General features: G+C 69.3%; 21 protein-coding genes. 12 read left to right on the top strand and 9 right to left on the bottom strand.

The annotated features are described in order from the left end of the window. Window positions 1-59 precede the first annotated feature (59 nt). Entirely contained in the window at window positions 60-2,579 is a 2,520-nt protein-coding gene (locus G4D83_RS03970) for a hypothetical protein (protein ID WP_163862994.1), read from the top strand. Between the two features lie 38 nt (window positions 2,580-2,617). On the opposite strand, the gene G4D83_RS03965 is transcribed toward G4D83_RS03970, so the two are convergent. Next, complete coding sequence (locus tag G4D83_RS03965; RefSeq protein WP_163862992.1) at window positions 2,618-3,391, bottom strand: glucose 1-dehydrogenase; 774 nt, start codon at window positions 3,389-3,391, stop codon at window positions 2,618-2,620. A 32-nt stretch (window positions 3,392-3,423) separates the two neighbouring features. Beyond that, entirely contained in the window at window positions 3,424-4,410 is a 987-nt protein-coding gene (locus tag G4D83_RS03960; RefSeq protein WP_163862990.1) for a zinc-dependent alcohol dehydrogenase family protein, read from the bottom strand. A 245-nt stretch (window positions 4,411-4,655) separates the two neighbouring features. Between G4D83_RS03960 and G4D83_RS03955 the strand changes: the two genes are divergently transcribed. Continuing rightward, on the top strand, window positions 4,656-5,711 hold the full coding sequence (locus G4D83_RS03955) for a lysylphosphatidylglycerol synthase domain-containing protein (protein WP_163862988.1): 1,056 nt from the start codon (window positions 4,656-4,658) through the stop codon (window positions 5,709-5,711). Here the strand turns inward: G4D83_RS03955 and G4D83_RS03950 are convergent. Further along, window positions 5,644-7,860, bottom strand: coding sequence for a molybdopterin oxidoreductase family protein (locus G4D83_RS03950; RefSeq protein ID WP_163862986.1), 2,217 nt, complete (start codon window positions 7,858-7,860; stop codon window positions 5,644-5,646). The two genes, G4D83_RS03955 and G4D83_RS03950, sit on opposite strands and share 68 nt — an antisense overlap. 121 nt (window positions 7,861-7,981) lie before the next feature. Between G4D83_RS03950 and G4D83_RS03945 the strand changes: the two genes are divergently transcribed. From G4D83_RS03945 to G4D83_RS03920, 6 genes are all read left to right on the top strand, one after another. Beyond that, window positions 7,982-8,899, top strand: coding sequence for a hypothetical protein (locus tag G4D83_RS03945; RefSeq protein ID WP_163862984.1), 918 nt, complete (start codon window positions 7,982-7,984; stop codon window positions 8,897-8,899). A gap of 143 nt (window positions 8,900-9,042) precedes the next feature. Beyond that, a complete protein-coding gene (locus G4D83_RS03940; protein ID WP_163862982.1) occupies window positions 9,043-10,053 on the top strand; it encodes a 3-oxoacyl-ACP synthase III family protein in 1,011 nt (336 codons plus the stop codon). A gap of 312 nt (window positions 10,054-10,365) precedes the next feature. After that, on the top strand, window positions 10,366-10,917 hold the full coding sequence (locus G4D83_RS03935) for a chalcone isomerase family protein (RefSeq protein ID WP_163862980.1): 552 nt from the start codon (window positions 10,366-10,368) through the stop codon (window positions 10,915-10,917). Between the two features lie 139 nt (window positions 10,918-11,056). Further along, a complete protein-coding gene (locus G4D83_RS03930; RefSeq protein WP_163862978.1) occupies window positions 11,057-11,860 on the top strand; it encodes an OmpA/MotB family protein in 804 nt (267 codons plus the stop codon). Window positions 11,861-11,898: 38 nt separating this feature from the next. Continuing rightward, complete coding sequence (locus G4D83_RS03925; protein ID WP_163862976.1) at window positions 11,899-14,514, top strand: TonB-dependent receptor; 2,616 nt, start codon at window positions 11,899-11,901, stop codon at window positions 14,512-14,514. 2 nt (window positions 14,515-14,516) lie between these two features. Next, window positions 14,517-15,386 (top strand): hypothetical protein, encoded by an 870-nt coding sequence (locus G4D83_RS03920; protein ID WP_163862974.1) that lies wholly within the window; start codon window positions 14,517-14,519, stop codon window positions 15,384-15,386. Between the two features lie 66 nt (window positions 15,387-15,452). Here the strand turns inward: G4D83_RS03920 and G4D83_RS03915 are convergent, their stop codons facing one another. The 3 genes from G4D83_RS03915 to G4D83_RS03905 form a co-directional block, all read right to left on the bottom strand. Next, window positions 15,453-16,022, bottom strand: a complete 570-nt coding sequence (locus tag G4D83_RS03915; protein WP_163862972.1) for an imm11 family protein — start codon at window positions 16,020-16,022, stop codon at window positions 15,453-15,455. A gap of 15 nt (window positions 16,023-16,037) precedes the next feature. Next, on the bottom strand, window positions 16,038-17,396 hold the full coding sequence (locus tag G4D83_RS03910) for an AHH domain-containing protein (RefSeq protein ID WP_163862970.1): 1,359 nt from the start codon (window positions 17,394-17,396) through the stop codon (window positions 16,038-16,040). Window positions 17,397-17,464: 68 nt separating this feature from the next. Continuing rightward, window positions 17,465-18,793: a Kelch repeat-containing protein gene (locus G4D83_RS03905; RefSeq protein ID WP_163862968.1), complete on the bottom strand. Its 1,329-nt coding sequence runs from the start codon at window positions 18,791-18,793 to the stop codon at window positions 17,465-17,467. Between the two features lie 212 nt (window positions 18,794-19,005). Here G4D83_RS03905 and G4D83_RS03900 point away from each other — a divergent pair, with 212 nt between their 5' ends. Together G4D83_RS03900 and G4D83_RS03895 are read left to right on the top strand one after the other, a co-directional pair. Then, on the top strand, window positions 19,006-19,434 hold the full coding sequence (locus G4D83_RS03900) for a hypothetical protein (RefSeq protein ID WP_163862966.1): 429 nt from the start codon (window positions 19,006-19,008) through the stop codon (window positions 19,432-19,434). 159 nt (window positions 19,435-19,593) lie between these two features. Beyond that, window positions 19,594-20,004 carry a hypothetical protein gene (locus G4D83_RS03895; protein ID WP_163862965.1) on the top strand — a complete coding sequence of 137 codons (411 nt, stop codon included), beginning with the start codon at window positions 19,594-19,596 and terminating at the stop codon, window positions 20,002-20,004. A 118-nt stretch (window positions 20,005-20,122) separates the two neighbouring features. Here G4D83_RS03895 and G4D83_RS03890 read toward each other — a convergent pair whose 3' ends face one another. After that, a complete protein-coding gene (locus G4D83_RS03890) occupies window positions 20,123-21,376 on the bottom strand; it encodes an Hsp70 family protein (protein WP_163862963.1) in 1,254 nt (417 codons plus the stop codon). A gap of 165 nt (window positions 21,377-21,541) precedes the next feature. Between G4D83_RS03890 and G4D83_RS03885 the strand changes: the two genes are divergently transcribed. Together G4D83_RS03885 and G4D83_RS03880 are read left to right on the top strand one after the other, a co-directional pair. After that, entirely contained in the window at window positions 21,542-22,972 is a 1,431-nt protein-coding gene (locus tag G4D83_RS03885; protein ID WP_163862960.1) for a hypothetical protein, read from the top strand. Window positions 22,973-23,049: 77 nt separating this feature from the next. Next, complete coding sequence (locus G4D83_RS03880; RefSeq protein ID WP_163862958.1) at window positions 23,050-23,574, top strand: hypothetical protein; 525 nt, start codon at window positions 23,050-23,052, stop codon at window positions 23,572-23,574. A gap of 59 nt (window positions 23,575-23,633) precedes the next feature. Here the strand turns inward: G4D83_RS03880 and G4D83_RS03875 are convergent, their stop codons facing one another. Next, a complete protein-coding gene (locus G4D83_RS03875; protein WP_163862956.1) occupies window positions 23,634-24,533 on the bottom strand; it encodes a CHAD domain-containing protein in 900 nt (299 codons plus the stop codon). A gap of 4 nt (window positions 24,534-24,537) precedes the next feature. Next, the gene (locus tag G4D83_RS03870) at window positions 24,538-25,077 is read right to left on the bottom strand and encodes an inorganic diphosphatase (protein WP_163862954.1); all 540 of its coding nucleotides are present in this window, start codon (window positions 25,075-25,077) and stop codon (window positions 24,538-24,540) included. Between the last annotated feature and the right edge of the window lie 17 nt (window positions 25,078-25,094).

The following is a 25,094-nucleotide window of genomic DNA, read 5'->3' as shown; positions in this document are numbered from 1 at the left end:
AGGCGCGTCCTGGCGCCGTCCGGGAGTACAGCGGCGCCGGGACGTTGTAGACAGGGGGCATGGCCCTTCCGTGGGAGAACGGTGCCCTGCGTGGCACGCGGGTGCGGTGTCCAGGCTGCACCCGCTTCAATACACCCGGCGTCCGCTGTCCGAGCTGCGCGTGCGGCCCGGTGCCGCCCGAGCACTACGGCGCCGCGCGCATGCTGCTCCACGCGGGCGTGGACCGCTTCGCGCTGGTGGGGCGGCTGGAGGCGCTGGCGCCCGCCCTGTCGTGGCAGTTGGAGTCCCAGTACGCCGCGCGGTGGGCGGACGTGCTGCGCGTCATCGCGGACGTGCGCCGATGCGAGCCCTGCCTGCTGCTCCCGGGCTTCGTCGAGGAGGCCGAGGACCGCTGGGCGGAGCTGCTCCCGTGGACCCAGCCCCCGGTGCCCGAGTCCTCCCCGGAGGACGGCGAGGACATGCTGACGGTGATGTTCCGGCACGGTCCGGGCTCCGAGGTCCGCCAGCTCGCGGCGCTCGCCAAGGTGCACCTGCGACAAGACACGCGGGACATGTTCTCCACCGTCCTGTCCTGTCTGTATGAAGAGGGGCGCGCGGCGATGGAGGCCGCGCTCGCCCTGACGCGCTGGCGGGTGTGGAGCCGCACGCGGTTGCAGCGGCAGCAGCGCGAGCTCGTCGAGCGTCACGCGCGTGCCGCCTTCGCGGCCTTCCCGGAGCAGGCCGCGTGGGCCGCGGTGGCCTGGGTGCGAGCCACCGGAAAGCCGCCGGAGGTGGACCTGCTTTTCGCGCTGCGTGAGGGGCTGCGCTCCCGGGATGAGGACCTCCGCTTCGAGTGCGCGCTCGTGCTCCGCGACGAGCCGGGGCTGCTCGCGGCGCTGGATTCGGAGGACGGAGACGTGGTGACGGAGGCGCGGGGCACGCTGGCGGCGCTGGGCTCGTCGGCGCTGCTCGCGAGCCTCGGCGAGACGGGAGACGCGGACTTCGTCCGGGACGTGCTGCGGCGGCTGCCCTCACCGCCCACGCTGGAGGCGCTGGACGCGGTGCTCGCCGTCGCCGCGCGGGAGCCGGACACGCTCGCGGACGCGGTGCAGTCCTGGGCCCGCGACACTCCCTTCGAGCGCCTGTCTCCAGAAGTCCATGCCCGCTGGGAGACGTGGGCCCGTGACATCCTGGGCACGTGGCCCGCGCGCAACGTGATGCGGTGGTTGGAGTGGGCTACCGATGAACGCGAGGCCCGGGCCACGCCGGCCGCGCGCGCCTTCCATGACGCCGCCGTGCGGGCGCTCCGGCTCGCCCCTTCCGCCGAGCGCGTGGAGCTGGTGCGAGCGAGCGGCTTCACGACCTTGCTCGCGCTGGGCGACGTGGAGGAGCTGACGCTGGTTCACTCGTGGGCGCGCGATGCGGCCTGCGCGGAGCCGCTGTTGGACTTGCTGGTGTCGCTGCCAGGGCGGCTGGACCGCCTGACGCCGGAGCTGGGAAGAGGCCGCTCGGCGCGGCTGCTGATGGCGGCGTGGGAGAAGCCCTCACGCGCGGCGGTGCTGGCTCCCTTCGCGAAGGCGGTGCGCTCCTGGAGCGGCATCTCCGGACGCGAGGAGCTCATCGACGCCGTGTGGCTGCGCTTCCAGCGCTACCCAGACGAGCGCGCGGAGCTGCTGGCCGCCTTCACGCCCTGGCGACAGGAGCTGTGGGAGCGTCAGCTCGCGGCGGAGCCGGACCCCCTCGTCACCTTCGAGACGTGGTGGCGCGTGGACTCGCAGCTCCAGCTCCCGAAGCTGGTGGCGTGGTTGTTGGACGACGTCCCCGCCCGGACGCTGGCCGAGCGCCTGCCCTTCGTCTGGAGGGCGGCGGAGGCTCGGGTGGCGGCGTGGCCGCGCTCCACCTCGCATGCGGTGTTCCACGCGTCCTCGCCGCTCAACCATGCGCTGCGCCAGGGGAACGACTTCCTCATCCCCGACGTGGAGCGCTTCCTGGCGTGGCTCCCGGACTTCGAGCGGCGCATCCGCGAGGCACCCGTCCAGGAGGCCGAGTCCAGCTACCACCGCGACCTGCTGGAGGACATCCACGTCGACGTGAAGATGATGGGCGAGTACCTCCAGCGCCAGCGGGACGACGAGGAGTCACGGCGCCAGGACGAGCTGCGGCGGCGCGTGGAGGAGTCCCGACGCAGGGACCAGCAGCGGCAAATCGAGCTGGCCCATCGCGAGGCCGAGGCCGCCCAGCGCGAGGCGGACCGGGTGCGCGAGGAGCAGGAGGCGCACCGCGTGCGGCTGATGAACGCGGTGGCTCAAATGGGACCGCCCGTGTCCCTGGAGCGGTGGTTCCAGGCCCGCCCCCAGGTGGACGCGCAGGAGCTGGACACGGAGGTCATCCTCCCCGGGGCGACGCTGGGCACGTTGCTGGAGTACGCGCGGGTTCTCAAGGCGATGAGCGTGTCGAGCAACGCGCTGGCGGTCTTCGAAGCGCGCGGCCTGTCGATTGCCGACTGGAGCACGGAGGCGCAGGCCTGGATACAGGCGATGATGCGGCGCCCGGAGCTGAGCGTGCGCTTCGCGCAGATGCTGACGGCGCCCTGGACCTGAGCGCCGCCAGTCACCCGGCTTGAAGCTTGAAGCCGGGGCTACTGCGCGGACGAGCCGCCGTCGAGGACGAACTCGGAGCCCGTCATCAGCTTCGACTCGTCCGACGCGAGGTACACGACGGCGTGGGCGATGTCGTCCGGCTCGCCCAGGTGGCCCAGGGGGATGCTGCGCCGCATCCCCTCGCGCATCTTGTCCGGCACGCCGCTGGCGTCCATCAGCGCCTTCACCATGGTCGTCTCCACGAAGGTGGGGTGGATGGAGTTGCAGCGGATGCCGTAGCCCTGCTGCGCGCAGTGCAGCGCCACCGACTTGGTGAACATGCGCACAGCGCCCTTGGCGCTGCCGTAGGCGGGCAGCGTGGGCACGCCGATGAGGCCCGCCAGCGAGGAGATGTTGATGATGGAGCCCTTGGCGCCACACTTTCGCATGGCGCGGATGCCGTGCTTGCAGCCCAGGAACGTGCCGTCCAGGTTGACCGCGTGCACCAGCCTCCACTCCTCCAGGGAGATGTGCTCCACGTCCTTGGGGATGCCCAGGCCCGCGTTGTTGACGAGCACGTCCAGCCGGCCGAACTTCTCCAGCGTCGTGTCGATGGCCTGGACCCAGTCCTCCTCGCGCGTGACGTCGAGCGGGAGGAACAGGCCCTGGCCCTCGCCCAGGGACGCGGCCACTTCACGCCCGAGCGCTTCCTGGCTCTTGCGGTCCGTCACCACGACCTTCGCGCCCTCGCGCGCCAGCATCCGCGCGGACGCGCTGCCCAGGCCGCCCGCCGCGCCCGTGATGAGTGCCACCTTGCCTTCCACGCGTTTCATCGTCGTGTTCCTTTCGGGGCTGCGAGTGGGAGTCAGACTGGACCGTTGGGCGTGAGCAGCACCTTGCCGCCGCGTCCGCCTTCCATGGCGCGCGCCAGGGCGTCCTGGATGGCATCCAGCGAGAAGGTGCCCTCCACCGCCGTCTTCAGCGTGCCGTCCGCCAGCAGCTTCGACAGCCGGGCGTAGGTGTCGCGCTGGTGCTCGCGCTGGGCGCGCTTCAGCCACAGCACCAGCCAGAATCCGCGCAGGGTGACGTCCTTGAATATGGTGGCCTCCGCCGACAGCTTGGGGCCCTTGCCGCTCATGACGCCGTAGTTGACCACCGTGCCGCCGGTGGCGAGCGAGTCGCCGAGCCGCCGCGTGGAGTCGCCACCCACGCCGTCGATGGCCAGCCGCACCTTCGCGCCGCCCGTCGCCTCGCGCACGCGCTCCTTCAGGTCGTCCGTGTCCGTGAGCACGACGTCCGCGCCCAGCGCGAGCAGCTCCGGCGCCAGCTCCTCGCGGCGCACGACGTTGAGCGTCTTGTAGCCGGCCTGCTTCGCCAGGGTGATGAGGTAGCGGCCCACCGCGGAGTTGGCCGCGTTCTGGAGCACCCAGTCTCCGGGCTGCAGGGTGACGAACTCGCGCAGCATGATGTCCGCGGTGGGCGGGTTGACGAACAGCATGGACGCCTGCTTCACGTCCGTGCCCTTGGGCACCGGCATCAGCCCCTCGGCGGGGGCGACCAGGTGGGTGCGCCACGTCCCAGAGCCCAGCGGCAGGAAGACGACGTCTCCCACCTTCACCGCCGACGAGTCCTTCACCTCCACCACGCGGCCCACGCCCTCGTTGCCCGGTATCGCCGGCAGCTTGGGCAGCGAGCCGTACTGGCCGGAGAGGGTGAGCACGTCCGAGGGATTGATGGGGCTGGCCAAAACTTCGAGCCTGACCTCGCCCGACTTCAGCTCCGCGTCGGGCTCCTCCACCACCTCCACCACCTTCAACGGGTGCCCGAACTTCGAAAACCGGACCGCTTTCATGTGTTGCTCCGTGTGCGCGCGGGAAATCGGTGTCGCACCCTAGCGACCTTCGAGGCCGGAGCCGAGCACGCACTCGGAGTCGCTCGGGCAACCAGCGCTCCGGGGCGGGGCGGCCGAGCGCGGATGTCCACCGGCGGACGCGAGGAAAGGGAGGTGGCTTCCGGGCGACGGGCGACCCTCGCAATCCCAGCCGGGGCTGTCCACCTTCCACCGTGACTCGGGGCGCAGGGTGGGTGAGGGAGGCGATGGTGAGCAACGCGCGCGGGGAGATGACCCTGGGCCGGCCGATGGACGCCGCGATGGCGCTCCCCTCGGTGTCGGTGCCCTGGCGGAAGAAGGTGACGGGGCTCTTGCGGCCCGTCTTCGCGGTGGCGGGCCTGGCCATGCTGGCGCTGCTGGTGCGAAAGGCGGGAGCCCGGGAGCTGGGCGGGGTGCTGCTGGAGGCCGCGCCCTGGCTGCCCTGGGTGGTGCTGCTGGAGCTGGGACGTCAGGGCATGGACGCGCTCGCGACGCGCGCCTCCTATGGTGCCCGGGCCGAGCACGTCCCGATGCGCGTATTGCTGCGCGCGCAGCTCATCGGCACGGCGGTGTCCAGCATGGCCCCCGCGGGCCGCGCGGCGGCGGAGGCCACCAAGGCCGCGCTGCTGTCGCCCCACATGGGCGGCGCCACGGCCACCGCGGCCGCGGCCACATCGCAAGCGGCCTCGCTGGGAGCGGGCGGCCTCATCTCCTTTCCCTGCGCGGCGGCGTCCTATCTGCTGACGGGCTGGTCCGTCTTCACCCTGGCGATGCTGGGCCACGGCGTGGTGCTGGTGGTGGCCTCCACGGGCCTGCGGGCATGCATGCGCGCGCGAAAGCCCTGTGCGTGGCTGGCGCGTCGCTCCCAGCGCTGGGCCCACCACACCGAGCAGTTCCGCGCGACGGCGTGCCACGGCACGTTGCTGCCGAGAGGCCCGATGCTGGCCTTCCTGGGCAGCCGCGCGCTCCAGGTGGCGCAGTACGCGGTGCTGACGCACGCGGTGGGCATCGACACGTCGCTGGTGCAGGCGCTCTTCTCGCAAGGCCTCTACCTCTGCGCGCTGGCGGTGGGCTCGCTGGTGCCCGGGCAGGTGGGCGTCAGTGACGGCGCCTTCGCGCTGGCGGCGGGTGTGCTGGACACCACCGCCGCGCGCGCCATGTCGGTGGCGCTCCTGGGCCACCTGGTGCAGCTCGTCTTCGTCACGGCCGGCGCGCTCACGCCGCTGGTGTGGCGGGTGCGTCCGGCGGCCCGACCGGCTTCACCCGAACCGGCGTGCCGTTGAAGGCGGCGTTGCCGCTGAGCAGGTCCACGGCGCGGTCGTCCGTCAGGTCGTTCTGGCTGATGCCCGCGTGCTCGGCGGCGATGCGCTGGCCCGTGCCCTGACGGCGGTGGCCATAGCCGTGGGGCAGGCTCACCACGCCGCGCATCACGTCGTCCGTCACCGCCACCGGCACCGTCACTTCGCCCACGCGCGAGGTGACGACGGCGGCCACGCCATCGACGAGGCCCAGCCGCGAGGCATCCTCCGGGTGCACCATCAGCGTGCAGCGCGGCTTGCCCTTCACCAGGCCCGCCACGTTGTGCATCCAGGAGTTGTTGTCGCGCAGGTGGCGCCGGCCGATGAGCAAGAGCTCTCCCTCTTTCGGCTCTTGAGCTGCGCCCTCCGGGAAGGTCTCTCGCAGCCGGCGCACGTCCGCCATCAGCGGCGCGGGTGCGAGCTGGATGCGCCGGTCCTTCGTCTGGAGCCGGCCGAGCAGGCACGGCTGGAGCGGGCCCAGGTCCACGCCGTGCGGTGACGCGCGCAGCTTCGCCAGCGACAGGCCTTCGCGCAGCGGATGGAAGCGCGCGCCGTACGGGCCCATGCGCAGGCCGACATCCAGCACCCGCTCCGGTCCCAGACGCGTGAGGGCCTGGTACTTCAGTGTCGCGCGCAGCGAGGGACGGCCCCGGCGCAGGTTCTCCAGCCGGTGCTGGAGCGCCAGAACGACTTGCCAGTCCTGACGTCCCTCCGGCCCGGGCTGGAAGAGGGGCGGCGAGTACTTGGCGGTGTTGCGCACCGAGAGCACGTGGAAGGCCACGTCGTAGTGGCCGCGCTCCAGCGGAGAGACGGGCGGGAGGATGAGGTTCGCGTGGCGCGTCGTCTCGTTGAGGTACGGGTCCAGGCTCAACATGAAGTCCAGGCCCTCCAGCGCGCGCTCCAACTGCGGCCCGTTGGGCGTGGACAGCACGGGGTTGCCGGCCAGGGTGATGAGCGCGCGGATGCGGCCCTCGCCCGGGGTGAGCATCTCCTCGGCGAGCACGGCGGCGGGCAGCTCTCCGCCGACCTCCGGCAGCCCGCGCACGCGGCTCTTCCAGCGGCCGTAGCTGCCGCGTCCGAGCGCCATCGCCTTGGGCCCGCCGACGACGTCGAACGCGGGCTGGGTGAACATGGCGCCGCCCTGCCGGTCCAGATTGCCCGTCACCGTGTTGAGCACGTTGATGAGCCACTGGCACAGCGAGCCGAACGGCTGCGTGGACAGGCCCATGCGCCCGTAGCAGACGGCCTGCTCGGTGGAGAGGAAGTCCCGGGCGATTCCGCGCAGCGTCTCCGCGGGCACGCCGGTGTGGGGCGCGACGCGCTCGGGTGGGAAGTCGCGCGCCAGCTCGCGCACGGCCTCCAGGCCCTCCAGGTGCGCGGCCAGGTGGCTTGCGCGCGGCGTGTTCTCCACGAGCACGACGTGCAACAGGGCCAGCAGCGCGAGCGCGTCCGTGCCGGGGCGGATGAAGACGTGGCTGTCGGCGATGGCGGCCGACTCCGTGCGGCGCGGGTCCACGACGACGAGCTTGCCGCCGCGCTGCTGAATCGCGCGCAGGCGGGCGCGGATGTCGGGCGCCGTCATCAGGCTGCCGTTGGACGCGAGCGGGTTGGCGCCCATGACGAGCAGGTACTGCGTGCGGTCCAGGTCGGGGATGGGCGTGAGGAGCTGGTGGCCGAACATGAAGTACGACACGAGCTGGTGGGGGAGCTGGTCCACCGACGTGGCGGAGAAGCGGTTCTTCGAGCGCAGCGCGCGCACCAGCTCCGGGCCGAACACCATGTTGCCCAGGTTGTGCACGTTGGGGTTGCCCAGGTACGAGGCCACCGCGTCGCGCCCGTGCTCCTGCTGCACCGCGTGGATGCGCCGGGCCGCCTCGTCGAGCGCGTCGTCCCACGACACGCGCTCCCAGCCCGTCGCCGTGCGCCGCATCGGGTGGCGCAGCCGGTCCGGGTCCTCGTGCAAGTCCTTCAGCGCCAGCGCCTTGGGACACACGTGGCCCCGGCTGAACGGGTCCTCGTCGTCACCTCGGATGGCGGTGATTTTCTCGCCCTCCAGCTCGATGCGCAGGCCGCACATCGCCTCGCACAGGTTGCACGTACGGAAGTGGACCCGGGACGTAGCCGTCGCGCTCATGCGCGGCACTGTACCTCGCCCGTGCCAGCGCCAATGCCTGTCACCGTCGCGTTCCGCTGTGCGGATTCAGGGCTGACGATATTGGCAAGCCCATGAAAGGATTGCGGCGAGAGGGGAACAAATGCGCCGAATGTGGTCGTGGGTCGCTGTCGCGGTGATGTCGCTGTCGTCCGTCGCGCTGGGAGACGAGGTGAAGGGCGACCGGGAGGAGCTCGGCCGGACGATTCGCTTCACCCGGAAGGACGCGGTGGTGGGGCAGGCCGAGGAGCAGCGGCTGCGCATGGAGATGACCCAGGACTTCCACGTCACCGGGCCAGAGATGGAGCCGGAGCCCATGTCGCTCAAGAGCGTGATGGTCCAGAACCAGGTCCTCACCACGCTCGCGGCGAAGGGGCGCGTCATCACCCAGCAGAAGATTGCCTACGGTGAAGTGCGGGACGTGACGAAGGACGGCGACGGCAAGGAGACGCGGGAGGTGGCCGCCGTCAGTGGCAAGAGCTACCTGGGGGAGTTCAAGACGGGGCGCATCCTGGTGACGGACCTCCGCGGAATGGCCGTGACGAAGGAGGTGCGGGAGACGGTGCTCTCGGACCTGGAGGGGCTGGGCGAGGAGGACCCCATCGTCGCCGCCTTCCCCGAAGCGCCGCTCAAGATTGGCGACAGCGTGGAGCGCGTCGCCCAGGCGTTCCAGGCCAGCCTCCAGAAGGGAGGGGGCGCCGACGGGGTGAAGTTCAAGGACACCCGCATCCAGCTCTCGGAGATTCGCCACGAGGTGCGCGGGCCCGTGGGCGTCTTCGCGGTGTCCACCACGCTGGAGGTCCCCTCGGACGAGGAGACCCCCGTGTCGATGTCCGTCACCTACCAGGGGACGATGAACGTCCTGGCCGCCGGCACCGTGCTCATCAGCTTCTCCATGGCCGGGCCCCTGACGCTCACCCCCACCCCGGAGATGCACAAGCTGGGCATGCGAATCGAAGGCAAGGGCGACTCGCGCCTCGTGCTCACCACCCAGGTCCTCCCCCCACCGCCCGAGAAGTGACGACACAGCGCGTCAGCGGCGTGGCGGAAACGTGACGGGAATGGTCCGGCGCTCCGCACGAGTGGCCGGCTGCTCCGCGGAGTGGCGAAGGCGTGACAGGGCGCTGACAGAGAATGGGCAGGGTTCGTGGTTAGAGGGTTCACATGTTCCTGCACGCGCTCGGCCATTTCCATCCGCCCAACCTCCTGACCAATGCCTTCCTCGAGGAGCTGGGGCTCGAGACCTCGGACGCGTGGATTGTGGAGCGGGTGGGCATCCGCTCCCGTCACACGGTGCTGCCGCTGGAGTACCTGCGGGAGACGCGCAACAAGGACGTGCGGGCCGCGCAGGAAGCGGCCCTCTTCAGCAACGCGGAGACGGGGGCCCAGGCGGCGCGGATGGCGCTCACGCGCGCGGGGCTGAAGCCGTCCGACATCGGCCTCGTCGTCGCGGGCGGGTGCAGCCCGGACGAGTGCATTCCCGCCGAGTCCAACCGCGTGGCGCAGGTGCTGGGCATCGACGCGCCGGCGGTGGACCTCCAGAGCGCCTGCTCCTCGTTCTGCACGCAACTGCACTTCCTCACGGGCATGCGGCCGGAGCGACTGCCGGACTACGTGCTGGTGGTGAACATGGACAACTCCACGCGCGTCGTCGACTACACGGACCGCTCCAGCGCGGTGCTGTGGGGGGATGGCTCGGCGGCGGCGGTGCTCTCTCCCCGCGTGCCGGGACGCTGGCGAATCACCGAGACGCGGCTGGCGGGAGACCCGTCGGGCGCGGACAAGGTGCGGGTGCCGCGCATCGGCCACTTCACCCAGCACGGCGCGGAGGTGCAGAAGTTCGCCATCCGCCGCGCGGGCGAGACGTTCCTGGACTTGCGCGCCCACTACCTGCGTCAGCACCCGGGGAAGGGCAACGAGGACGTCACCTTCATCGGCCACCAGGCCAACCTGCGCATGCTGGAGGCCGTCCAGCGCCGCTGCGAGGTGCCCGAGTCCCGCCACCGCTTCAACGTCAACGTCCGGGGCAACACCGGCGCGGCCGGAGCCCCAGGCGTGCTGAGCGAGCACTGGGACGACGCCTCCCTGGGCAACGCGGTGGTGCTGAGCGTCGTCGGCAGCGGCCTCACCTGGGCCGGCGCCCTGCTGGAGCGCACGGACCCCGGCACCCTCTGAGAGACGTGTCGGAAAGGGCTCGGTCCGGATGCCCGGAACCCGGCCTGTCATGAAGCCCGGAGCCCCGCACGTCGGAGCGCACTGGTATGTTCTCCAACGAGCGTCATGGACCCGATTCACCCCGACATTCCCCTTCAGCCTCCCACCGGGTGCCCTGGCAGGGCATCCCTGGGTTCGACACCCGGCGTGACATCGGACTCACCGGCGGTCTTCTCCGTCCACCAGGGCACAGGTGCACACGTGGATCTGCTGGCGGCGAGGCGAGGGCGTGCGCACCTATCCCGGCACCGTAACGGGGCGGGGGTCGGACGCATGAGAGAGCAGGCGTGGAAGAGCGCGCGGTGGCTCGTGCTGGGGCTGGTGTTGGTGGCGGGCTCGGCGCGAGCGGGACAGAAGCAGGTGGGCGGAGTCCATATGCCGGACTCGATGACGCTCCAGGGGCGAACGGTGGAGCTCGCCCACATGGAGCTGCACAAGCGCTTCCTCTTCAAGGTGTACGTGTGGAGCCTCTATCTGGAGGACCGTCCACGCAGTGCGTCGGAGGCCATCGCCTCCAACTCGGTGAAGCGGCTGCACTTCCGCTTCCTGCGGGACATCACCCGCTCGCAGTTGGTGGACAGCCTGCGCCACGGCCTGCTCCGCAGCGCGGAGCTGCGCGAGGGGCCTCTGTCCCAGCAACTCGGCGTCATGCTCGACTCGATGCGTGACGTGGAGAAGGGCGGGGACCTCATCATCACCTACACGCCTGGGGGCGGATTGGAGATCGGCGGCGCGGCCAGCGGCGGCGTCTCCATCCCCGGCAAGACGTTCGCCGACGCGCTCTTCTCCGTCTGGCTGGACGTGCACCCCATCTTCCCGCGCTGAGGGCCACGCCACCGAGGACCCCCTGGCCACCGGCCAGGGCACCCGGCTGGCGAAATGCCCCCGTGGGTTCTTCCTGACCTTGAAGCTCCCGAGCAGTAAGGTGGAGCTCCAACCATCGTTGTCGGGAGAACCCATACATATGCGGACACGGCTGATTCTGGCGGCATTCGTCGCGCTCTCCACGGGATGCGTTTCGCAGGGCAAGTTCGACGCGAAGGCCCTGGAGGCGGAGCAGCTCACCAAGGGCCTCACGGACGAGAAGGGCGCGCGCGAGGCCGCCGAGGCCAAGGTGAAGGAGCTGACGGAGAAAATCACGGCGCAGGAGCAGGAGAAGACGGCGCTGGAGACGCGGCTGACCACCTCTGAGTCTCGCCTCACGTCGGGCGCCGCCGAGCGCCGGGCGCTGCAGGAGCAGAACGCGCAGCTGGCCGCGCTCAATGACGAGCTGGCGCGCAACTCCAAGAAGCTGGCGCAGGCGAAGGAGGAGCTGGAGAAGAAGAGCTCCGAGTACGAGAACCTGGCGCAGAGCCTCAAGTCGGAGATTTCGGAAGGCAAAATCGAGCTGTCCGAGCTGAAGGGCCGGATGACGGTGCAGCTCAAGGACAAGATTCTCTTCGCCTCCGGCTCGGCGCGGGTGGGCAAGGAGGGCGTGGACGCGCTGAATAAAATCGCCACCGCGCTCAAGACGGTGCAGGGGAAGATTGTGCGCGTGGAGGGCCACACGGATGACGTGCCCACGGGCGGCGGTCAGTTCCCCACGAACTGGGAGCTGAGCCTGGCGCGGGCCATGGCGGTGGTCCGGGCGCTCCAGGACGCGGGTGTCGACCCGACGACGTTGTCGGCGGCGGGGTACGGCCAGTACCAGCCGATTGCGGCCAACGACTCGCCGGAAAACCGCAGCTTGAACCGGCGCATCGAAATCGTCCTCGCGCCCAAGTTGTGAGAGCTTCGGGAGGGCGCGCGTTGGTGCGCCCCTCCCTCATGAAAACGCTCTTCACCGTCTTCTGCTTCCTCGTTGCCACCGGGGCGCTGGCCCAGGCCCCGGATGGCGGCGTCGCCGACCCCGATGCGGGCATCCCCGCGGGTGTGCTGACGAAGCCACCCGAGCTCCTGCGCCAGGTGGAAGCGCCGTACCCCGCCGAAGCCGCCGCCCAGCAGTTGGAGGGGACGGTGGTGATGTTCATCGACATCTCGGAGACGGGCGCCGTCACGAATGTCGAGGTGACGCAGGCCGCGGGGCACGGCTTCGACGAGGCCGCGGTGGAGGCGGTGAAGCAGTTCGAGTTCTCCCCGGCGGAGGTGGACAACGTCCCCTCCCCGGTGCGCATCCAGTACGCGTACCAGTTCGTCTTCCGGCCCGTGGAGCCCACGCCCACGGAGGACGGTGGCGTCTCGCAGCCCGAGGCGCCGGTGAACTTCAGCGGTCAGGCGCTGGAGCGAGGCACGCGCAAGCCGCTCAACGGCGCGGAAATCGTGCTGCCGGAGCTGGACCTGTCCGCCGTCGCGGACGCGGAGGGACGCTTCTCCTTCCGAGGCGTGCCGCTGGGCACCCACGAGGTGCTGGTGGTGCAGGGCGGGTATGACCGCTTCAAGACGAAGGAGACGATGTCCGAGGGGTTGGAGACGCGCGCCACGTACTACGTGCAGAAGCGCATCTTCAGTCCGTTCGAGACGGTGGTGAGAAGCGACCGTGAGCGCAAGGAGGTGACGAGCACCACGCTCCAGGTGGCGGAGGTGCAGCGAGTGCCTGGCACGCAGGGCGACACGCTGAAGGTGGTGCAGAACCTGCCCGGCGTCGCGCGGCCCGCGTTCAACGGTGGCGCGCTCGTGATTCGAGGCACCAGCCCGCAGGAGTCCGGCGTCTTCCTGGACGGCCAGCGCATCCCCCTGCTGTTCCACTTCGGCGGCCTGACGAGCGTCTACAACTCCGAGCTGTTGGAGTCGCTGGACTACCTGCCCGGCAACTTCTCCTCGTACTACGGCGACATCACCGGCGGCGTCATCAACGTGAACAGCCGCGAGCCGAGGATGGACCGCCTCCACGCCACCGTGGGCGTGAGCCTGATTGAGTCCAACGCGGTGATTGAAGGGCCGATTACGGACACGCTGGGCTTCGCGATTGGCGGCCGGCGTTCGTACATCGACATCGTGCTGGGGGTGATTCCGGAGGGTGACGGCCCGAGCCTCCAGGTGGCGCCGCGCTACTACGACGCGCAGCTCAAGCTGGTGTGGAAGCCGCTGTCGCGTCACACCTTCACGCTGCAGGGCATCACCTCGCGCGACAGGTTGGGGCTGGTGTTCGACCGGCCGTCGGACAACGACCCCACCGTCAACGGCAGCCTGGACGTCACCACGGGCTTCAACCAACTGCGGCTGCGTCACCAGTACCGCGCGGACCGGCTCACGCTGGACACGCACGCGCTGGTGGGCAACACGCTGGTGGAGTTCGAGATTGGCGACCGCAACCTGCGCATCGCCTCCACGGACCTGAACCTGCGCGCCACGGCGGAGTACGCGCTGGTGGAGCCCTTCACCCTGGCGGGTGGCGTGGACGTGACCAGCAGCTTCGCGAACGTGAAGGCGCGCATCCAGCGTCCGCCGCGCGAGGGCGAGCCGCCCAGTCCGCTCATCACCGAGGACCTGCTCAACACCGACGGTGACTTCCTCCAGTACTTCCCCTCGTTGTGGATTGAGGGGCGCTGGCGTCCGTTCAAGGGGCTCCTGGTGGTGCCGGGCGTGCGGTACGAAGGGTATGTCTTCACGGACCAGAAGGACGTGAAGCGCACGCTCAACCCGCGTCTGGCGGTGCGCTATGCGCTGACGGACACGCTGACGCTGAAGGGTGGCGCGGGCGTGTACCACGGGCCTCCGGTGCAGGATGAGCCCAGCCTGGCGTTCGGCAATCCGGACCTGTCGGCGAAGCGCTCGCTCCAGTACGGCGTGGGCGCGGAGTGGCAGCCGCAGCAGGAGTGGTTCGTCAGCGGCGAGGTCTTCTACAACGACTTGGACGACCTCATCAGCCGCTCGGACGCGCTGGTGGAGCGGGACGGGGAGCTGGTGCCGGAGCGGCTGAAGAACGGGGGCGTGGGCCGCGTGTATGGCCTGGAGATTCTCATCCGCCGCTCGCTGACGGAGCGCCTGTTCGGCTGGATTGCGTACACGCTCAGCAGGAGTGAGCGCCGGGACGCGCCGGGGGCGAACTGGCGCCTGTTCGACAACGACCAGACGCACGTGCTGACGGCGATTGCCTCATACAAGCTGCCGAAGGGCTGGGAGGTGGGAGCGCGCTTCCGCTTCGCGTCGGGCAATCCGACGACGCCGGTGGTGGGCTCGGTGAGGGATGACGGCACCGACGTGTTCCTGCCGCTGTTCGCCGGGGTGAACTCGCGACGGCTGCCGTCGTTCAATCAGTTGGACATCCGCGTGGACAAGATTCTCGTCTTCGACAAGTGGACGCTGGACCTCTATCTGGATTTGACGAACGTCTACAACAACGCGGCGGTGGAGGGCATCGCCTACAACTACAACTACACCGAGAGCGCCTACTTCGAGGGACTGCCCATCCTTCCGGTCCTCGGCGCCAAGGGGAGCTTCTGAGCATGCGCACGCGAGTCCTCGTCACACTGGCCGCGCTGCTGTTTGCCTGCGGTCCCGACTTCGAATTGCAGAGTGAAATCCGCCGGGTGCGGGTGCTGGGCATCCGCGCGGAGCCGCCGGAGCTGGTGCTGAATCCGGACACCGGGACGTTGCCCGGGCCGGTGACGTTCAGCGCGCTGGGCGTGGCGCCGGAGGGGCGTGCCGTCACCGTCACGTATGCGCTGTGTCGCTACAACGGGAATCCGTATGACGGTCGCTGCCCGGGTGTGAACGGCGTGGCGCTGCCGGATGGTGTGTTGTCATTGCAGGACCCCAACGTGCAGGTGGTGTTGCAGGAGGCGCTGGCCGCGGCGAATCCCAATGGAGGAGGGACGCCGAATCCGGATGACCCGCGCACGCGCGAGGCGCTGGAGCAGGGCATTCCGCTCTTCGTGGGCTACGAGGCGTCGGACGGCACGGGCACGCCGGAGGGCGTGGAGCGGGGCGTGAGGCAGGTGCTCGTGCGCTCGACGACGGCGCCGAATCAGAATCCGGCGGTGGCGGACATCCTCTGGGACGATGCGACGCTGACGGGACCGCTGCCGTTGGCCACGGAGGTGGTGTTCCGTCCGGTGCTCACGGAGGGCAGCCTGGAGCTGTACACGGCGGAGGACGGCCCGCGCACGGAGCAGGTCTTCTACAGTTGGTTCGTCACGGGGGACGGCGAGGTGAAGGAGTTCCGCTCGCAGGAGCCCGTGGACAACAGGCCCGGAGACCCGACGTCGAAGTACGAGACGCCCGCCACGGCTCAGCGAATCACCGTGTATGTGGTGGCGCGCGACGGACGCGGCGGAGTGGGCTGGCTCAGTCGGGATGTGGACGTGGGGCCGTAGTCACGGCGCTGAGCGCCCGCACAGCGACTCTGGCGTGGTGTAGGGGCAGGTTTCGAGGCGGGAGGGTTAGACCGCTTCGAACAGCATTCCGGTGGCCCCTGCTTGCTCTAGCGCGCCTTTGAGCCTTTCAGAGACAACGAGGACAACGGACCATCCCCAGGTCCGAAACACCTGGGTGTCGCCCACTCTCGATGGGTCGATGCGCATTCCCGAAACCTTGCGGTACTGCCCTACTTTCTCCGGGCGCCCATCCTCTGGCTTCCAGTATTCCACTTCTTCGGATGCCGCATCATCGACGCACTGAATGAGCTTGGTCGCGACCAAGATGCAGAACTGATCGGCCTGTCCCTGGATATTGACTGGCAGGATTTGCACGTCGGCTGGGGCTATTTCCACGAAGAGGGAAGCCACCCGGACGTGAACGATGGGCGTGGCAAATCCCGCCAGGGAAAAGTCCAGGGGCTTCCCTGGGACATCCACCGGAACCTGCAAGCGGCCCAGGTCTGGAACGGGTCTCCCTTTCTTGAAAATCCACGGGTCTTCCACTTCTCGGGCTTGCAGATCAGCGGGTGTTCCGAGCACCCACCGTCCCCGAATACTCATGTCATCGGTCAGCTCGAAGTACTGCTGCGGCATGATGCGCACCCACCGTCATTCGCTGCGAGTCACCCATTTGTTGAGCTTGGAGCCTTCCTTGGAAATCTCCTGCGCCAAGCGGCGAAGTTCTGCCGTCAATGCTTCGCGGCACTGCTGCATGGTGCGGCAATCCTCCGTTGCTTCAAGCAAGCGCTTGTGAACTTCCTTGTGATACGACTGCGGGTGCGGCCCTTGATGGCCCTTGATATTGACGATGTTCGCAGGGTCATTTTTCAGCGACATGCCTGCTCTGTCGAAGATTCTTTTGAAGAGGGGCGACCATGGCCCGCCGTCCTTCGTGTCCGTCCACCACTTGTCGGTGGCGATGTGGTGATCCTGGCCCTTGGCGTCCACCGGAGCGATAGCCGTACCGCCAATGCTCCGTGCCGTCGTGGAGACCGCGCCAGGAGCGAGCGCCATGGTGACTGCTTCTCCCGTCGCCGTCACCGCCTGCACTTCGCCCACGGCGGCCAGCACGATGCCCGCTCGGGAACCTGCCTGCATGGATGCTTGCGCCGAGCCGGGTAGCGTCGGCACCTTGCCCGCGAACCCCGCCGCCGTGTTCCCGATGGCCACCGTGGCGAGAAGGGCGAATGCGCGCGCCGCGTTCCGTCCCATGACCTTGCCGTATCGCTCCCCAGCGTCGCGCAGTTCATCGAAGGTGCGGGCATGATCCGCCTCGTCTACCAGTCCCCGGAAGCCTGTAATCAGGCTCCAGAAAGTGTCCACTCCCAGGTAGACAATCAGGGTGGCTGTCATGACAGCAGCCAATCCCTTACTCACCGGTTCGGGCACCGTCCATAAGATGAGATACAGCGTGCCCGTCCACAACGCGTCCGCCAGCATGGCGTGCGGGTCGACCATGTCCTTGAATGCTTCCAACATCTCTTCGTTCACAGCGTCTTGGGCGAGCGCCATGGCCAGCGCGTAACGACCATCCCCAGTCACCGTGGGTTTCTCCGCTAACAAGCGGAGGCAATCTCCTGTCCTCTCCGTACGTGCGCACCAGCGCAGGTAGGCACGCGTCAGTTCCACGTCTGCTTCCGAAGGCTCCCCCTCCAGACGCTCGCCTGACCCAAGCGGCGTGACTTGGCGGGTGCGCGCATCGAAGAGGTACGTTCCTCCACGCGCGTCCATTTCGAAGAGCCGCCGGGCGGCCTCTTGCGGGTGTGCCGGAGGTCGCTGGGTTCTCGCGTGCTTGAACAGAGCCTCTTTGAATTCATCCTCTTCCAATTCGACGGGCTCGGCTTCGTCGGTGCGAGGAATGAAGGTGAGCACCTCACCCCGGTCCGTCTCCAAGCGCACCACTCGCGCCGTGGCGCAGCCTGTCAGCAAAGGCAAGAGCAACAACGCAAGGGCGCGATGCAGTCTCATGGGCACTCTCCAGGAAGGGCTGGCCTGCACTGGAGCATGCCAACCCTGTCTGCGATGTGGATACCAGGCTACTGCGCTGGCGCCGTCGCGGGTGGCTTCCAGAGGAACACGTTGCGCCGTGTCCCGTTCACGACGACGAACACGTTGCGCGCGCGGCTGTAGCGGAACCGTCCATAGGTCCCATTCGACGCGGCCGGGCCCGGGTCATCCCCCGTGCCCGTGACTTCCACCCAGCGCGCGTTCGGCAGGTCGAGCATCGCCAGCCTCTTCCCTCCGGGATACGCGACGAATCGGTCCAGCACCGGTGAGTACGCGAGCCCCGGCGCTCCACCCACCGGCGTGCTCAATCCCGTGGTGGTGACGGTGGCCTGCGTCTTCCCCGCATCACCCAACCCATACGTCGACACCGTGGCCCCCTCGCGCACCAGCGCCAGGACGTTGCGCCGCGTGTCCACGTCCGCGCCCGCGTAGTAGTAGCCCACGCCATCCGCCGCATGCGCCGTCCAGGTGTCGGCGACCGGGTCGTACTCGTGCAGTTTCCTCGGCCCCACGTACCAGACGTGCCCGCGCGCATCGGCGGCGCTGGCTCCGTAGTCGATGACCGGGTTGTTCGCACCGCGCACCCAACGCCCCGTCGCGAAGTCGAAGCCCATCACCAGCTTCGAGCCCGCCTGTCCGCTGGGGTACGGACCCACGGAGCCGAGCACATAGAATCGCCCTGTCGCCTGGCTGAAGGCGATGTTGCCGTAGGTGTGTGCGCTGCGCGGCTGCTGCAAGTCGACCTGGGCGAGGATGCTCGGCTCGTCACACAGCTCCGGACGCACGTAGCCGCTGGCCGTCAGGCTCGTGTCCGGAATATCGAGCGACGCGACGGACGGATAGAAGCCACACGTCTCCAGCCGCTTGTCCCGCATCACCGGCGTGACGCTGTTGCCCGTCATCCCCGGAGGCAGCTCCGTCCACCGCTTCCACGTCATCGACGCGAGGTCGAACGTGAAGACGTTGTTGTACGGCGAGTCGTCATGCCCGCCGCCCCAGACAACCAGCCTGTCTCGCAGCGAGTCGTAGGCCCCACCGCTCCACGCAATCATCACCGCTTCGCACGGATAGCTGGAGTACGGCGGGGGACAGACGTCCGCCATGTTCGTCCCCGGCAGCTCCTTCCATGAGCCCGCCGGCATGGCGGCGATGATGGCGTCGACAGGGCCCGGCTCGATTCCCCCCGCGTCGGGCACCGGGCCGGAACCTCCGTCGCCTCCGTCGCCCGCGTCCGCACCAGCGCCTCCGTCCGCTCTCGGCGGTGTCTCGGAGGGGTCGCTGTCATCACAGCCGGGAGACAGCACGGCGGCCCAGGCCAACGCGGCGGCGGGGAGCAGGATTCGGGAGATTCGTCGCATCCCTCATCCTGTCCGGCCCGCTCACGACGCGTCTCGGCAAGAGGGGCGCGGTCTCACCTCGATGGCGGAGCTTCCTGGAACGACGGATGTACCCCGAGTCAAATAAAACCTGATTCTGTCTCTTGAAATAAGAATTCGCGAGAAGTCCGCTTGGTTCCGTTCTTCAGGAGTGGTTGGTTCCGCCCCTCCCTTCACCTGGAAAGGACTCCCCCATGCGGAACCTCCTCGCAGTGACTGCCTCCCTCTTCGCTCTCACGTTCCTTGGCTGCAACGCTGCGCCCGCGGAGCCGACCCCCGAGCCCACGCCGGAGGCCGCGGAGCAGACGCAGAGCCTGACGGCGACGGGCAAGGGCTGCTCGGCCGACACGCAGTGTGCTTCTGGCCTGTGCTGGGTGGAGGCGGACTCCTACCCCCTCTACAACCCGGCCTGGATTCACGCCGACAGCTGCACGGAGGAGTGTGGTGGCCCTGCGGACCATGCGAGCTGCCGCACCCTGGCCGCGGACCTGAACGCTCCGTCCCCGAACAGCGCGCGCTGCATCGCCGCGCGGGGCGTCTACGACAACTACCCCTACGACGACATCTTCTACGTGTGCGACCTGGTTGCCGCCGGCCTGGGCAAGGTCCACTGGGTCGAGTAGTCGCGACGTGACTCGCGCCGCCCGGAACGCAGTCCCTCCGGGCGGCGTGTCGCCGTGGATGAACTCCACCGGGTTGCACCTGTCAGGCGGTGGCGCCCCCCGAATCATGATGATTCCATGATTGGCTTTGGCGCGGGCGCGGGCGGGAGACTCCCCGTCATGAGATGCCTTCTTCTCGCCGTGGGCCTCGTCACCGTCCTCTCGTCGAGTGCCTGTGCCCCACGTGTCCTCAGGCCCGCACCGCAGCTCGGCCAGCTCGCGGACGTCCACACGAGGCCAGGTCGATACGACGGCTACTCGGTGGACCTCTGCAAGCCCGACAAGAATCCAGACCGACGCCTCATCGTCGTCACCGGCCATGGCTCACGGGTCTTCGCGCCCGTCGTCGCGGGAGAGCCCGAGGACCATGACCAGCGCCGTACCTCGGCGGTGCTGATGGGCGGTCCAGACGAGCAGGCCCGCGCTGACCGCACCCGGCCCGGCTGCCACGCGCCTCATGCGGCCCGAGTCTCGGTCGTCGGCTACACGAGGACGTCGACGCGGCCATTCGCTATTGGGGCGGCCTCCTGAAGGCGGGCAACCATCGAGGCGAGGTGCTCATCTCCGTGCAGGGCCCGACTCAGGGCCCCTGAGGCGCGAGCGCGCGGGGCCGTACTTCATGTGCACGCAGTGAGCGCTGGCCCGCGGCTCAGCCGAACGTCGCGGAGGCGCGTCCCAGACCCTCGGCCACGGAGGTGAAGGCGTCCGCGGTCCGCACGCGCTCCTCGCCGAAGCGATTCACGTAGAGCTGGCGCACGGCGGGAATCTGCGAGGAGCCACCCGTGAGGAACACGGCGTCGATGTTCGCCGCCTCGGGGTGACGCGACAGCAGCCCGACCGTGCACTGCTCCAACTCGTCGAGCAGCGGCTTGCTGAACGCCTCGAACTCCTTGCGGGTGATGGGCTCGTGGAGGTTGATGCGGGCCTCCTCGAAGTCCACGGTGGCCACCTCGTCGCGGGACAGGCGCACCTTGGCGGCTTCAATCGCGCGGAACAGGCGATAGCCCAGGTTGTCCATCACCAGGTCGTGGAGCGCCTCGATTTCGGGCTGCTTGTCACTGGTCTCCAGCATGGTGTCCAGCAGGTCCTGGGTGGACTTCTCCCGGATGAAGGACATCTCGTGCCAGGACAAGAGCTTGGCCATGACGTGCTGGGGCATGGGCAGGCGCTTGTCACTCAGGCCTCGCACCCGGTAGGTGGAGCCCGCGCCAAAGCGGGGCAGCAGCTTGTGGCGCATGATTTCGGCGTCGAAGCGGTCACCGCCGATGCGCACACCGGTGGAGCCCACGACGTCCGGGCGGCGGTCCTTGGCGCCTCGGCGCGACGGGCCCAGGCGCATCAGCGTGAGGTCGGTGGTGCCGGCGCCGAAGTCGGCCACGAGGACCAGCTCATCGCGGGTGAGCTGCGCCTCGTACGCGAGCGCGGCGGCGATGGGCTCGATGAGGAACTCGATGTGCTGGAAGCCGGCCAGCTCGGCGGCGCGGTGCAGGCGCTTCTGGGCGAGCGCGTCCGCGTCCTTGTCCGGGGTGAAGACGGCGGGGCGGCCGAGGATGACGGCTTCCGGGAGGCCTCCCATGTGGGCGCCCGCCGCCTCGCGCACGCGACGCAGGAGGATGGCGACCAGGTCCTCGATGGTGAAGGTGCGGCCCCTCACCTGGGTGGCGCGGAAGGAGTTGGAGTGGAGGAAGGACTTCACGGACTGGATGAAGCGTCCGGTGTTGTCCTCCATGTAGCGGTTGATGGCGTCGGCGCCCGTGTAGATTTCGCGCTCGTCGTCCGGGAAGAACATCACGGAGCGGAAGAGGCGGGGCTCCGAGGTATGGGGTTGCAGCGACAGCACCGTGCCGTCAGGCAGGGCCGCGGCGGTGTTGCTGGTTCCGAAGTCGAGTCCGCAGGCATGCATGGGGGTGCGCCCCTTATCGCCAAACTCCAGGAAAGGGTAGGGCGTCGTGAGCCGGGCTGCCCGGTGGAGGACGGGCGAGTGGGCGGCCGCCCGGAGAGGGCGTGGGTTGGCGAGATTCGATGACTTCCCATGTTTCTTTTTCGGAAGTCACGACAGGGGGTCTTCATGAAGGTCCGCGCGAGAGGATGGGTGGCCGCCGGTGCCGCCGCGTTGCTCGCCACCGGCTGCCGTGAGCGCGGCCAGGAGGCGCAGTCGCGGCAGGGCACGGAGGCGACCGCGAGCGAACAACAGCATCAGGCGAACAGCGCCCAGGAAGAGGTGCGGCGGAAGCAGCAGGCCCTGGACGAGGCCAAGGCCCGCGCCCAGCGTGAGTCGGGCGAGGCGGACCAGGCCCAGACCGCACAGCAGACGGAAGCCGCACAACAGGCCGCCCAGGCCCGGCAGCAGGCCACGGATGCGACGCAGCAGGCCGGGGCAGCGCGGCAACAGGCGGCCCAGGCGAATGCGCAGACGGGTGCGGCCCAGCAACAGGCGGGGGCCGCGCAGCAGCAGGCCTCGGAAGCGGCACAGCAGGCCGGGGCCGCGCAGCAGCAGGCCACCGGAGCTGCTCAGCAGCAGGCTGCCCAGGCGGGACAGCAAGCCACGGACGCTCAGCAGCAAGCCGCACAGGCGGGACAGCAGGCCACGGATGCGCAGCAGCAGGCCCAGGCCAGCGCCACCGGCACGGAGAGCGAGGCGGAGCGACAGGCCGACCTGCGGGCGGAGCGGGACGCCGAACTCCGCGCGGAGCAACGCGCTGAACAGCAGGCGGCACAGAGTGGTTCCGCGCCGTCGGACATGCAGTCACAGACGGGGCAGGACACGCAGTCACCCGTGGCCTCCTCCTCGGGAACGGGCACGTCATCCACACCATCCACCACCGGGTCGCCCACGGACTCCAGCTCGGGACAGGCCTCCGGTGGCTCCGGGCAACAGGTCGACGAGGGTCCGCAGCCGCTGTCTCCCCTCGAGCAGCTCGATGCCCGACAGCAGCAGGGTCAGACGACGAGCGGAACGGAACAGCAGCCCACCACGTCGTCGACCCCGTCGGCCACGGAGCAGCAGCCCATCGCCACCGCGCCTTCGACGGCCGAGCAGCGGCAGCCCGCCTCCGGGACTACTGACTCCACGACGGGCACCTCGGGCACCACCCAGCAGCCGCAGCCACAGCAGGGCGCGCAGCAGCCCCAGCAGCCCGTGGTCATGCTCCCGGTTCCCTCCGGTTCTCAGCAGGGCAGCGGCACCACGTCGGGAACACAGGCTCAGCAGAACACCCCGCAGCAGTTCACCGGCGAGGTGGTCCGCGCGAGCGAGACCGAGGTCCTGCTCAGTCAGGGGGGTGAGCCCCAGCTCCGCTTGACGGTCAAACCCGAGACGCAGGTGACCGTGGATGGGTTCCGCTCCGTCGCCGAGGACATCCAGGAAGGCGCCCAGGTCCGCGCCTCGTACACCATGGATGAGACAGGGGAGGCCAAGGCCGTGAGCATCGACGCGACCTCACAAGGGAGTACCCCGGGGACGGGTTCGACCCAGGAGCAACCCACGCAGCAGCAGTAATCAGATGGCGACGGGTGTCACGCTGTCCGCCGCCGCCGTGGTAATCCCAGACCCCTCTTTCGAGAGGGGTCACGCACATGAAGCAGCAACTGGTCGTCCTCCTGGGTGGATGGTGTCTCGGCGCGCTCCTCGGCTGCAACGCGGGCGGGCCGACACAGGTCGCGGACAACTCCGTGTCGCGAGCGATGCTCACCGAGGAGGAGTCTCCCCAGGGCCCCTGTGGCGAGGACGGCATCTGTGACCTCGGGGAGACTCCCGAGACGTGCCCGCTCGACTGCGACAGTCCCGGCGACCCCTGCGGCAACGGACTGTGCGAGTCGCTCGAAACACAGCAGAGCTGTCCCACCGACTGCGGCGCCGGTCCCATCGGAGGCACGTGCGGCAACGGGCTCTGCGAGCTGAGCGAGACGCAGCTGAGCTGCCCCACCGACTGCGGCGCCGGTCCCATCGGCGGAACGTGCGGCAACGGCTACTGCGAGCCGCTCGAGACGCATTTGAGCTGCCCGCTCGACTGCGACACTCCCGTCGGTGACACGTGCGGCGATGGGCTGTGCGAGTCGCACGAGACGCACCAGGGTTGCCCCACCGACTGTGACGGCTGAGCGTCACCCCACGTCCCGCGAATACGTGGACGCCCTCGTGTGGCGCCCACGTGTCCGCGCTACGCGAGCACCTGGAGCAGCCGTCGGGGAATCGCCTCGGCGTGCCAGCGCTGGAGCTCGCGTGCAATCTCCGCGGAGCGTTGCGCCCGACCCTCGCGGATGAGCGGCAGCAGGGCGCGCGCGGCCTTGCGCTCCCCGGGCTTGCCTCCGGCGGCGAGTCGCTCGAACACCTCCAGCCTCACGTCCGCGTCGTGCAGCTCCCCCAGCCCCTCCTGGAGCGGGACGAGCACCTCCACCAACGCGCCCAGCGTGCGGCGGAACGCGGGCTGGAAGATCTCCAACTCGTAGCGCAGCTTCTTCAAGTCCTTGCGCAGCGCATGCGCGGACGCGGCATCCGGCGCGTCCATGTAGACCTTCATCCGCTTGCGCACGCGGCGCACCCGCCAGAGCAGAGGCTCCTTCACCCGGCGCCCGCCGAAGCGATGGTCGTCCTCCAGCCCGTCCACCTTGCGCAGCAGCCGGGGCATGGTGCGCGAAGCCCACCGCTCCAACTCCGAGCGCAGCCGCTTCTCCTTCGCCTTCAGGCCCGTGAGGCGCGCCTTGCCCAGCGCGGCGATGCCCGCGCGCGTGTCGGGCTTCTCGCGGCGCGACTTCTTCGCGACCTCCTCCAGCCAGGCCGCCTGGACGTGCAAATCCCTCACGTCGCCCAGCGCGTCCTGGAGCCGCTTCACCTCCACCTCCAGCTTGCCCAGCCCGCCGAGCGGACGGAACACCTGGATGGCGGCGCGCAGCCGACGCGTGGCCACGCGCATGTCGTGGACCCCGTCGTCGTCGAGCGCCTCCGCGAGCTTCGCCTCGGGCTTGCGGACATCCGCCAGCCGGCCCGCGAGGATGCGCCGCGCGGCCTCGCCCAGCTCGCTGTCCGGGCCCAGTCCTCGAATGGGTGTGGGTTGGGCCATCGAGTCAGCCTCCCGTCGCGGCTTGGGTGTGCAACATCCGCTCGGCGGCCTCGGGGCCTTCCCAACCGAGGATGCGCGCTTCCTTGTCCTCGAAGTGCACGGCGGTGAGGAAGAAGTGCGCCAGCTCCTCGCGCTCGCGACGGGACACGTCCTGGTACGTGCGCAGGTGCTCGGTGCGCGGCGACGCCGTGGGCAGCGCGATGATGCGGTCATTGCGCTCGCGCTCGCCCGGCTTGCCGCCCTTGCGCTTCTGGTCCACCTGGAGGACGCCCAGCGCGCGGCAGGGCAGCACCACCCCGGGCCACGTGGTGTCGTCCCACAACACCATGGCATCCAGCGGGTCTCCGTCCGGACCCTTCGTCGACGGGATGAAGCCCCAGTCGAACGGATAGCGAAGCCCCCGGGTCAGGGGGCGGGAGAGCGTGAAGGCCGAGAGCGCGGCGTCGTACTTGAGCTTCACCGTCGAGCCCCGAGGGGACTCGACGACGACGTGAAAAGCGCCCTGGGGCCCACGCGAGGGCAGGCGGGTGAGGTCCGTCGTCATGGAAGGTGGAAGGTCAG

This window comes from Myxococcus eversor (assembly GCF_010894455.1).
GTDB lineage: Bacteria > Myxococcota > Myxococcia > Myxococcales > Myxococcaceae > Myxococcus > Myxococcus eversor.
The sequence above is the reverse complement of the archived record's forward strand: the minus strand, read 5'-3'. Positions and strand labels throughout refer to the sequence as shown.